General features: G+C 52.6%; 11 protein-coding genes. 7 read left to right on the top strand and 4 right to left on the bottom strand.

Annotation, left to right across the window (positions count from 1 at the left end; genetic code table 11):
* Positions 1 to 173 precede the first annotated feature (173 nt).
* Positions 174 to 947 carry a M90 family metallopeptidase gene (locus QEH52_RS14440; protein ID WP_308951377.1) on the top strand — a complete coding sequence of 258 codons (774 nt, stop codon included), beginning with the start codon at positions 174 to 176 and terminating at the stop codon, positions 945 to 947.
* A 135-nt stretch (positions 948 to 1,082) separates the two neighbouring features.
* Here the strand turns inward: QEH52_RS14440 and QEH52_RS14445 are convergent, their stop codons facing one another.
* Positions 1,083 to 1,520, bottom strand: coding sequence for a YHS domain-containing (seleno)protein (locus tag QEH52_RS14445; RefSeq protein WP_308951378.1), 438 nt, complete (start codon positions 1,518 to 1,520; stop codon positions 1,083 to 1,085).
* Positions 1,521 to 1,679: 159 nt separating this feature from the next.
* Here QEH52_RS14445 and QEH52_RS14450 point away from each other — a divergent pair, with 159 nt between their 5' ends.
* Positions 1,680 to 2,246 (top strand): TetR/AcrR family transcriptional regulator, encoded by a 567-nt coding sequence (locus QEH52_RS14450; protein WP_308951380.1) that lies wholly within the window; start codon positions 1,680 to 1,682, stop codon positions 2,244 to 2,246.
* Between the two features lie 83 nt (positions 2,247 to 2,329).
* Positions 2,330 to 3,436: a glutaminase A gene (gene glsA, locus QEH52_RS14455; protein WP_308951381.1), complete on the top strand. Its 1,107-nt coding sequence runs from the start codon at positions 2,330 to 2,332 to the stop codon at positions 3,434 to 3,436.
* A 151-nt stretch (positions 3,437 to 3,587) separates the two neighbouring features.
* On the opposite strand, the gene QEH52_RS14460 is transcribed toward glsA, so the two are convergent.
* The gene (locus QEH52_RS14460) at positions 3,588 to 4,082 is read right to left on the bottom strand and encodes a GAF domain-containing protein (RefSeq protein WP_308951382.1); all 495 of its coding nucleotides are present in this window, start codon (positions 4,080 to 4,082) and stop codon (positions 3,588 to 3,590) included.
* Between the two features lie 68 nt (positions 4,083 to 4,150).
* Positions 4,151 to 5,059: a helix-turn-helix transcriptional regulator gene (locus QEH52_RS14465; RefSeq protein ID WP_308951384.1), complete on the bottom strand. Its 909-nt coding sequence runs from the start codon at positions 5,057 to 5,059 to the stop codon at positions 4,151 to 4,153.
* A 70-nt stretch (positions 5,060 to 5,129) separates the two neighbouring features.
* Here QEH52_RS14465 and nagB point away from each other — a divergent pair, with 70 nt between their 5' ends.
* From nagB to QEH52_RS14485, 4 genes are all read left to right on the top strand, one after another.
* Positions 5,130 to 7,040, top strand: a complete 1,911-nt coding sequence (nagB, locus tag QEH52_RS14470; RefSeq protein WP_308951385.1) for a glucosamine-6-phosphate deaminase — start codon at positions 5,130 to 5,132, stop codon at positions 7,038 to 7,040.
* Positions 7,016 to 8,443: a hypothetical protein gene (locus QEH52_RS14475; protein WP_308951387.1), complete on the top strand. Its 1,428-nt coding sequence runs from the start codon at positions 7,016 to 7,018 to the stop codon at positions 8,441 to 8,443. Before nagB ends, QEH52_RS14475 begins: the two co-directional genes overlap by 25 nt.
* A 50-nt stretch (positions 8,444 to 8,493) precedes the next feature.
* Entirely contained in the window at positions 8,494 to 9,342 is an 849-nt protein-coding gene (locus QEH52_RS14480; RefSeq protein ID WP_308951389.1) for a PIG-L deacetylase family protein, read from the top strand.
* Positions 9,343 to 9,428: 86 nt separating this feature from the next.
* A complete protein-coding gene (locus QEH52_RS14485; protein WP_308951390.1) occupies positions 9,429 to 10,499 on the top strand; it encodes a hypothetical protein in 1,071 nt (356 codons plus the stop codon).
* Positions 10,500 to 10,503: 4 nt separating this feature from the next.
* Here the strand turns inward: QEH52_RS14485 and QEH52_RS14490 are convergent, their stop codons facing one another.
* Positions 10,504 to 11,262 carry an alpha/beta hydrolase gene (locus QEH52_RS14490; protein WP_308951391.1) on the bottom strand — a complete coding sequence of 253 codons (759 nt, stop codon included), beginning with the start codon at positions 11,260 to 11,262 and terminating at the stop codon, positions 10,504 to 10,506.
* Positions 11,263 to 11,344 lie beyond the last annotated feature (82 nt).

The following is an 11,344-nucleotide window of genomic DNA, read 5'->3' on the forward strand; positions in this document are numbered from 1 at the left end:
AATGCGGAAAGCCACCAAAGTGAATATATGAAAAAAAAACAAAAAACTCAAAAATATGACTTGACCAAATAATTACCATAGAAGCCTCGGTTCTTCGAACCGGGGTTCTGGCATTAAAACGAACGACTTTTTAATTCGCATTGGGCGGCAAAGTTTTATTCAGTCTGGCTCTCATGAGCCTGTTAGAAAAACTCCAAGACTTCTTCACCGACGCCCCAGCCGAAATCGTTTTTAAGGACGAGTGGATCGCCTACCTGCAAACGAATCTGCCACTCTACAACCAGCTTCCTCAGGAATTACGTGAACGCCTGCATCAAAAAATGGGTCAATTTGTAGCCAGCACTTTCTTCGAAGGCTGCAATGGACTGGAACTGGACGATGAAATGATCCTAACTGTGTCCGCACAAGCATGTATCCTGGTTCTCAACCACGAGGAGCGCCCTTACCCCGAGCTCAATACCGTGCTGCTCTATCCGAGCGCATTTACCACGACTTCAGAAACCGTGGGCCCGGGCGGCACCATCCTTAGCCGCGAGGTCAAATGCTTAGGCGAGTCCTGGGCCAATGGCACCGTTATACTGGCGTGGGACTCGGTCCGACGTGGAGCTGAAAATATCTACGACGGGCATAACGTCACTTTCCACGAATTTGCGCATCAACTCGACTCGCGCGATGGTGATACCGACGGCGTCCCTCTACTGCCGAGTCAAGAGGCCTACCAGACCTGGGCCAACGTCTTGGGCGAGCATTGTAATACATTCATCGACCGGGTCCGCCGCCGTAAAAAGACCCTACTCGATCCCTACGGCGCCACCAATCCTGCCGAGTATTTTGCGGTCGCCACGGAGACCTTTTTTGAAAAACCACGCCAACTAAAAAAGAAACAGCCCGAGCTCTACCAAGAATTGCAGTCTTTCTATCAACTGGATCCTGCTAGTTGGTTCTAAACAGTTGCCACGCTGTTAAAAAGAAAATCACCACCCCATCAACCGCAACTACACTTGCGATAGACGAGATGATGACCCAATTATAAGATGCTTGGTGGACGAATCATCCAAAGCATCTAGCTCACCTCAAACATGCTACATGAGCTTCGACCAATTAGCGTCGGCTTTCTCAATATTAGCCTGCTTATCGGCGGCCCACTTGACTTTCACTTCGCTGTTATAATTTAAGTAAAGTTGACCATCGACCACATCATATACGGTGGGGTCGGTTTCTAATTTCTTTCCAATCGCCACGCCGTATGCACAGTAGCCGTCGTAGGCGGGTAGATACTTTTCCGGGTTTGCCTCAAACATCGCGAGATTCGCCTCGTTCGCGAAGATATAAACGCTCCCGTGATACTTAGACATCAGCGATTTAGAGCCATGCACCGGACCACTCATTTGTTGATAACTCACAAGGTCGTAACCACCGACCGCGGGTGCGTGTTGGCTCGGACTTTTAGCGGCAAAACTAACTGTCGCGGTTGCGATTAAAAGGACTGCAAGTTGCAAGAGATTTTTGAATGATTTCATATGTGTTCTTTTTTCTATTTTTATAAATCAGAGCAGAAGTATACCGATCTGTATACATTGGAGCGGAGATGTAATTATTTATTCCGACGATTTTATATAAATTGGAACAAAACACTGCCATCGCCCCACAACACATTCTAAATAAACAAGTTAAAAAAAATGGAATTAATCGAAAAAAGAGATCAAATCCTCGCTGCGGCGAATCGCTTATTTGAAATGCATGGCTTTCATGCCACGGGCGTCGACCTCTTAGCATCCGAAGCGGGCGTCACTAAGCGCACACTGTATAAGCATTTCGGCTCTAAGGAGGGCCTGATCGAAGAAGTGCTGCGCTCTCATCACACTAAGATGATGGAACGTCTGCGCAGTGAAGTTCTAAACACCCCCTCCACCGGCGATGCCAAACTCTTGGCTTGCTTCGAGCTGTATCGAGACTGGTTTTCCAGCCTCAACTTCTCTGGATGTATCTTCATCAAGACTCTCAATGAGTTTAATGTTTGCGCCCCTCAGTTATCATTCATTGCCCGCGAGTCGAAAGAAGCGATGGGCCATTTCCTATTCGAACTCGCAGAACTCGCCGGCGCCAGCGAGCCCAGACAACTCGCGGACCAATTACAATTGTTGCTAGAAGGCAGTATTGTCCTCGCCCAAGCTGGCCGAGGTCCTGAAATCATCGATACGGCCAAAGCGATGGCTCAAACGCTGATAACAGAAGCCCAGTCGTAAGATTAGGCAGCCATCCAATGATGCACGAGCTCTTGTGCCAATTTTATCTTCGCCTCATGCAGCAAGTTTGTTTGAGTGCGGCTATGAAATGTCCCTCAAATACGCCGCCTCGCCCAGCACACAATTGGAAGTCATATTGGAAACAATTGAGCGCATGCATCCTCCTGCCTCTACTAAGTGCACAGACCAGTCTCGCGTTCGAGGGAATTGCCGCCACGACACAGACAACTCGCCCGAGTTCGGAAGTCAGCGAGCAACTCGAACTGCAAGAGGTGGTCGATGCTGCCTACGCCAAATACAAGGATCTAGAAGAAGGTGCCAACGCAGATTATATTCCGATCCTCGCCACAGTGCCCAGTGATTTGTTTGGCGTCGTGATTGCCACTAAGGACGGGCAAGTCTTTTCCGCTGGGGACATCGATTACAAATTCTCAATACAATCCGTATCCAAGCCATTTACTGCAGCCCTGGTCATGCAACAAATGGGCCCGCAAGCCCTATTGGATAAGATCGGCGTCGAGCCCACGGGCTTGCCCTTCAATTCTAAGATGGCGTTAGAGCTCTACGAGCAACGCTCCGCCAACCCCCTAGTCAACGCGGGTGCGATCGCAGCCGTAAGCCTCATTCAGGCCGATTCGGAAAGCGACCGCTGGGCTCAAATCAAAGAGAATCTCGAAGATTTCGCCGGCACGCAATTGTCCTTATTGGACGAAGTCTATCAATCCGAATATGAGACTGCATGGAGTAATCGTGGCATCGCCAATCTGCTCTATAATTATAATCGCCTCTATTCGGATCCCGAGGAAGCCTTGCGCGTCTATACCCAACAATGCTCAGTGGGAGTCAGTACCCAAGACCTCGCGATCATGGGCGCCACTTTGGCGAATGCAGGCACCCATCCTCTCACCGGAAAACTCGTCCTCGACCGTAAGCATGTGCCTGAACTGTTGGCACTAATGGCCACCGCAGGCTTTTACGATGAGTCGGGGGCATGGATGTATAGCGCAGGCCTGCCGGCCAAGACCGGAGTCGGCGGAGGCATCGTGGCCATCGTCCCTGGTAAACTTGCAATTGCTGCCTTTTCACCACGCGTCAACCAAGCGGGCAATTCGATTAAAGCGATGAAGGCGATCCGCTTTATCGCAGGCGAGCTGGGCGTGGGCCTCTATGGTGCGAATCCAGAAGATTAAGGCGTCTTTCGAATTAAGTAAATCTTCATGCACTCTCATCTGCATGCACACACAAAACACACAGATAAAGTTGCCCCACAATAAATGAGTCAGCCTCCTTCAGTGCGGTGTCCACAGAGTCTCCACAGGAAATTCACCAATCTAAAAACACCTAGGAATCTCTAGGGCCGAAAGGGGCAAATGTGTCACCGGTATCTCCAAGTTTTGGAGCATCCATCGCTGCCAGCCATTCACTTACGGTTGCTGCATAAGCTTCGACAAGCGCACGATCCCGATCTGTAAACGCGGCATGTAATTTAGAGGAACTAAAATTGACCGTGCCCCACACGCGTCCCTTATGCATGATAGGTGTGCCAAGGTATGCTTCCAGTGGAAGCTCTAAATACAGTGGGTGCAAACGCATACCAGCGATGCCATCGATACTCGTAATCGCTAGCGTTTCTTGAGACTCGTAGACTGCCCGGCAATAGGTCTTCTCCAGTGGAAAGATCGCGTTATCCACCAGTTCTCCCATCTCACTATTGATTGCAATGACTTTATAAAGACCGTTGTAAATATGACTCACAATCCCAACGGGCAAATCTAAGCGCTCCACCCCCTCGTCCAGTAGACTATGACAAGATTTCCGTAATTGTTGGTGCAGCATAATAACCTCCTAATACGCAGAAAGAATGAGCAATCATTTGCCGAATGGCGATACATTTCCGACTAGAATTAACTCAATTCAGTGCTCTGCTCATAGCGACCTTCACGCACCTGTCGACACAGCTCACGTGGTGTCCGGCCTGCCATGCGTCGAATGAAACGGGTAAATACTGGCTGCGAATTGAAACCACTCAACTCCGCCACATCTGCCAAACTGCATTTCGCATCACGCATCAGGGAAATCGCGGTTTGAAACTGATATTGACTACGATACGCACGCAGTGAAAGCCCCATCTGCCGCTCGAAGCGTTCACGTAAATGACGCTCCGAAAAACCTGCGCGCTGGGCGACTTCTTCAAAGGTCCACCCCTCTCGAACGGAACGTTTGATCAAGGACTCGACCTGCGCAATCCAGCCATGGCCCGTCGTCGCCCCCTCCAACTCCTGCTGAGGCAAGCGCAACGTAGTCACATGTAGACGAGCCAATAAACGATCTAAAGTAGGAATTAATTCGACCCGACTGGCGCCCTGCTCACTTGACCATAAATTGGCGACTTCCCCCCACAACTGATGCGTTTGCAAATCAGGCTGCAGACGACGGTAACTCAAATCAGCCAAGGCGGGCTGTCCTTGCTCTAATTCAAAGGTGATGAATAACCAGCGTAAGGGATCCGACTCGATCTCAATATAGTGGTGGAATTGGTACGGCGTCACTAACAAGGCATCTCCCACATCGAGTTGATAATTTTGTCCATCCACACTCACTATACCCGAGCTCTTTAAGACCCGCATCAACACATAGCGGTGGTGCATACGATTGGCCACATGCTGTTGCTGTAAGGATTTCCAAGTCAATCGCTCAAACACGATCACATTGCTGCAAATGATGCGGTTCGGCAGATCCGTCCCTTCGTAGTAATTTTTGGGATCACTAATTTGTGACGGGAATACATCCGAAATCTGTCCAATAAAGGCCATCGCCGAAATAGTCAAAAATTACTCCGATTTAAGCAAGTATTTTAAATAATAAAAATCATACTATAGCCCCATGACACAGCTTGTATCTGAACTCACCCAACTCGAACGCATCCCCACCCAAATCTACGAAAATGCAGACGCGGCCTGCCAGACGGTCGCCAACGCGATCACCGACCTGATCAACGAGCGCAACGCCGCAGGCAAGCCGACCGTGCTGGGGCTTGCGACTGGCTCCACTCCAGTGCGTCTCTATCGCGAACTGATTCGCCGCCACCAACAGGAGGGGCTCTCTTTTGCCAATGTGATCACCTTTAACTTAGATGAATATTACGGCCTAGCCGGCGATCATCCTGAGAGCTACCGCAAGTTCATGCAAGACCAGCTCTTCGACCATGTCGACCTCAAGCCGGAGAACACTCATGTGCCCGACGGCCTCGTCGATCGCGACGCAGTGTTCCAATCCTGCAAAGAGTATGAAGCCGCCATCGCCGACGCTGGCGGCATCGATATCCAAATCCTCGGCATCGGACGCACGGGCCACATCGGTTTTAATGAGCCGGGTTCCGGCCCCGAAACTTTGACCCGCTTAGTCACGCTCGATAATTTAACCCGCCGCGACGCCGCACGCGACTTCCTGGGCGAAGAAAATGTGCCACGTCACGCCATCACCATGGGCGTCGGCACGATCTTAGCCGCCCACCAGCTATTCTTACTGGCATGGGGCGAAGGCAAAGCCTCCATTATGGCGCAAACCGTCGAAGGTGAGCAGACCGAAACCATTCCAGCCACCTTCCTGCAACAACACGATAACTGTACCTTTTGCATCGATCGCTCCGCCGCGAGCCAACTTACGCGTCAATGCCACCCTTGGCTGGTCGGCCGCATCGAATGGACCGAAGAGACGACTCGCAAAGCGGTGCTCTGGCTGGCCCAAAAGACTGGCAAATCACTGCTCAAACTCGTCGACGAAGACTATACTGAAAACGGCATGTCCGACCTACTGGTCGAACAAGGCCCCGCTTACGATTTAAATATCCGTCTCTTTAACGTCACCCAACACACCATTACTGGCTGGCCGGGTGGCAAACCCAACGCCGACGACAGCCACCGCCCCGAACGCGCGACTCCGTATCCCAAGCGTTCTTTGATCTTAAGTCCCGAGCCTCTCGACGATGTTTACTGCCTGGGCGGCACTATTAATCGCCTCAAACAACACGGCAATCAAGTTACCATCGCATACCAAACTTCAGGTAACTTAGCGGTGCCCGATACAGAGGTCCGCAGTGCCATTGAGCTGATGATTGAACTCGGCACAGACCGCATAGGCGAAGCCGATCTGAGTTACGCCACCACCGTGGAAACGCAGCTGAATGAGAAAGGAAGCTTCGGAGCCGACACCAGCGAGATACGTCAATTGAAGGGGCTCATTCGCCGCAGCGAAGCGCGCTCTTCGGCTCGCACTTTAAGTATCGACACCGACAACCTACACTTCATGGACCTGCCCTTCTATGAGCAAGGCCGCTACCGCCGCTTCGTCGCGAGCGAGGCAGACGTCAACAAAATGTGCGAATTGCTCAACAAAGTGCAACCACACCAAATCTTCGCAACTGGCTTTGGACACGATCCACTCTCTGTGCCTGCCTTGTGTTTTGAAATTCTGCGTGCAGCGCTCAAGCAATGCGCCGATACCGAATGGTTTAAGGACTGCAATGTCTGGCTTTACAAGGGACCGGCCGATGAGTGGGAAGCACACGAAATCGATATGGCTGTGCCCCTCTCGCCCGATGAATTCGAAAATAAGATTCAAGGCATCTACCAACACCAGACACAACGCAGCCAAAGCCCTGGCCGCTCCAGTAAGAAGAGCAGCAACACTTGGGACCTCGCTCGCGAGATCAACTGCGGCACCGCCGAGGTTTACGATGCGCTGGGACTCGCTGAATACGAAGCCATCGAATGCTTCAAACGTTACACACACTAGAAAACCATCCGATGATCGAAATCAATCCACTTTGTAAGCCGCCACTCGACCCAGAATTTGCACCCGCGGTGCTGTGGAATCGCGCCTATTTAAAGGCCGCCGACGCAGCAGCCGATAGCCGCCCAGTGCGCATCGCAATCGACCGCCCGGAAGGACACACCTGGGTCTACACAACGACCCTGCTGCCCGCCACCGAAGCGCATGCAGCCGACACACTTAAATACTGCGAGCGCACCGTCAAATTTCTACTCTGGGCCTGGGGAGGCTCACAGGTGCGCATCAGCAACGCCCCCGAAGTGGTCGAGAAGCTGCAAGCAATTTATTCCGCTGACGGCGCACGACAGTTTGATTACGATTTCATGGGCAAGACCTGTTTCGATCAAGACTTCTGTATCCAAAATGCTGATGCATCCGAAATACAAGAAGCGCTCCCTCCCGCCACCGGAGGAGTCGGTTCACTCAAAGGCAATCGGCTAGGATTCGACCTCGGCGGCAGCGACCGTAAATGCGCGGCCATGATCAATGGCGAAGTTGTCTTCTCTGAAGAGATTAAATGGAGCCCTTACTTTGAGAGCGATCCCGCCTATCATCGCGCAGGCATTCAGGACAGCCTCAAGCGCGCGGCAGCGCACCTTCCCTCTGTCGATGCCATCGGCGGCAGCGCCGCAGGCATTTATATCAACAACGTGCCCCGCGTCGGCTCGCTCTACCGTGGCATCAGCGCAAAAGACTTCAAGGAGTCTATTCGCCCACTCTTCTACGAGCTTAAGGCCGAATGGAACGACATCCCTTTCGAACTGGCCAACGATGGCGACGTCACGGCGATGGCCGGCGCCATGGCGATCGACGATAGCGCCGTGCTCGGCATTTCCATGGGCACCAGCCTCGCGGCGGGTTACATCAATCCACAAGGCTCCGTCACCGGCTGGATCAACGAGCTCGCCTTCGTGCCCGTCGATTACCGCGAAGGCGTGGCCACCGATGAATGGAGCGGCGACGACGGCTGTGGCGTGCAGTATTTCTCACAGCAAGCAGTCGGTCGTCTGCTACCACTCTCCGGCATCACTGTCAGCCCAGATCTAGGCCTGCCCGAGCAGCTCGAAGTAGTGCAAACTAAAATGACTGCAGGCGACGAGCGCGCCCTCGCCATCTATCAAAGCATTGGCATCTATTTCGGCTATACCATCGCGCACTTTGCCGATTTTTACAGTTTCCGCCACCTACTTTTCCTCGGACGCGTCAGTTCCGGGCAGGGCGGCGACATCATTATGCAAGAAGCACGCCGCGTGCTGGACCTCGAATTCCCCGAGCTGTCCAAGACGCTCCAATTTCAAACACCCGACGAAAAGACCAAGCGCCACGGCCAAGCCATTGCAGCGGCCACTTTACCCAAAATCGACTAGGCCGGCCGCGCCCTTCACATAAAAAAACCACCCAAATATCGCAAGCAGACATGAAGCTACAGTTCTCCCAGCAAGGATCCGATCTCTACATCCCCGACGCCAACGACGACGCACTCGCCCGCACCACGCACCTCGGTGTCGGCGCTCACCAAGACGACTTGGAGTTTATGGCCATGCACGGCATCATTGAATGCTACGAAAAGAACGACCAATGGTTCGGCGGGGTCACTTGCACCAATGGTGCCGGCAGCGCGCGCACGGGTGAGTTTGCCCACGTGACCGACGAAGAGATGCAGGCCATTCGCGCCGAAGAACAACGCGAGGCCGCACGCGTCGGGCAATATAGCTTCATGGCACAACTCCACCTATCGAGTGCCGGCATCAAAGATCCCGACAACCACGACATCGAAAACGATCTGGTAAAAATCCTCAGCGCCGCACAGCCCGAAGTCGTTTACACCCACAACTTAGCAGACAAACACAGCACTCACATCGCCGTGGCGGCCTCTTTAATCAAAGCCATCCGCCGCCTGCCACAAGAGCTGCGCCCCAAGCAATTAATCGGCTGCGAAGTTTGGCGCAACCTCGACTGGTTGCCCGATGACAAGAAGCTCATCATGGACCTCAGCGCACGCACCGAACTCGCCGCTCAATTAAACGGCCTCTTCGTATCTCAAATCAGCGGCGGCAAGCGCTACGATCTGGCGGTCGAAGGACGACGCCGTGCCAACGCCACCTTCTTCGACAGCCACTCCATCGACGCCTCTCAGAGCGTCGCCTTCGGAGTCGACCTGACTCCTCTAATTGAAGACGACAGCCTCTCCCCCGAAGCCTACATTTTGAGCTTCCTAGAAGACTTCAAACAAGACGTACAAAAACAAGTCAGCACATACTTCTAGGCCGTCAGCGGTCGCGTGAACCGTATATAAAAAATGTGTGAAATGAGTATCTGGCACTAAAACCGCTAGGTTGTTGATCATATTCAATGACCAGCGACCCTCATCCACTCTACTGCCTAATACTCACCTTACTATTTGGACAGGTTTCACTGACAAGTCAGCTCACGGCAGGACAAGCGCAAGCGCCGCAAGTGCCGCAAGCGCCGCAAGTGCCGCAAGCGCCGCAATTATTGTCATCGTCGCAATGGCCTAAATCCGTCAGCTACGCCTCAGACATATACGTCGAAATCGTCCAGCAAGCTCCAGGCCCCGGGGGCAGTCTCTATCGCAGCAACCACTTCGAACTCATTTCGGATCATCCCTTGTCTATACCTGCGCTCTGCGATGTGCTGCGCGTTTTGGAAGCTAGCTATGCCAGCTACCAGCAACTACCACTTGGATTCGGCTATACTACTAGCGGCGAACGCCATCGCGTGAAATTGATCGAGCGCGCACACCATTATATCCAGCACGGGGGCATCATGGGCTCGGGCGGCGTCTACCTCTCTGACAGCCGAGAGGCACTCGTTCACATCGATAGCTTGGGTATCAAACAATCGGCCGACGGAAGCATACAATCCATCGAAAACTTAGGCATTATTACGCACGAGGTCATCCATCAATTACAACACGACTGGTTGGAGATATTACCAACTTGGCTAATCGAAGGCATGGCGGTCTATATGGAGTCGGTCCCCTGTCAGGATGGCACTTTTCAATTTCAAGACATGCACTTCCGAGCGGAAAAACACCTCCGCCGCTGCAGCGAAAACCACTATTGGATTACAGACATCGAGCATTTGATGACCATCACGCGCGATGAATGGAACCAAAACTTTGAAGCCTCGGCCTCTTCCAATGAGCAGTATTACGTATCCGCATTTCTGCTAACCTATTACTTCTTACACCTAAGCGATGATGTCAGCGGCCAACATTTGCGTCGCTATATCGAGTCATGGCAACAGGATCGCAATCATGCTGCAAACTCGCAAAGGGCCCTGACGCAACTGATGCAGGGCCAAAGCTACCAAGAACTACAGGCAAGTCTCATCGCAGCTTACGCGCGGCAGGGCCTTGAACTCACGCCCTACCATGGAATGTCGCTGCAGGAGCTATAAGCGACTAGCTAGCCGTGCGTGGCAACCAGTCCAGCACTTCACGAATCATACGGTCCCAATAGGACCATTCGTGGTCACCCGGACCCTCCACATACTTGAGTGGAATTTCGTTCTCTGAGCACTGCCGGGCAAAGGCGCGGCTTTGCTCTAGTATAAAGTCATCGTATCCACAACAAGCAAACAAGCGTGGCAGATCGACGCCTGCTTGCTTGGCACGCTGCAATTGCGTCAACAAATCCACATCAGTGCCGCGTAAATTTTTATACGCCTCGCCAAACACCCAGCGCATCCAGCTAATTCTCTCAGGCTCTGTAGAACTAGAGAAAGCCGCCGCATCCAGCGAGCCCGAAAGGCTGGCTGCCGCTGCATAACGCTCGGGGTAACGCAGCGCACTGCGCATGGCACCATAGCCCCCCATCGAAAGGCCTGCAATAAAGTTATCCTCGCGGGCCTCGGACAAAGGAAAGAACGAGCGCATGACTTGTGGCAGCTCATGATCTATATAGTCCGCGTAGCGCAGGCCTTCGTGCATATTTTGATAGTAGCTCAGCCCTGCTGCAGGCATGACTACAGCCAGACTATGCTCGGCAGCATAGCGCTCGATCGCTGTTTGTCGCATCCATGCGCTATGATCATCGGTGCGCCCGTGTAAGAGCCACAAAGTGGAGTGCAACTGCTTGTTTGCCGTTTGAGGCAGCAACACATTCACGCTGACACCCATGCTTAAAGTTTCGGAGGCGAAGTCACATTGAATAAAGGCCATAATCAAGATCAGGTTTAAGCCCACAACTGCGACGACCTAGAGCAATCGAGTCAAGCGACGATCTAAGTAATCGCTCACGATA

The sequence above is a fragment of the Thalassobacterium maritimum genome (genome assembly GCF_031127805.1).
Classification (GTDB): domain Bacteria; phylum Verrucomicrobiota; class Verrucomicrobiia; order Opitutales; family Coraliomargaritaceae; genus Thalassobacterium; species Thalassobacterium maritimum.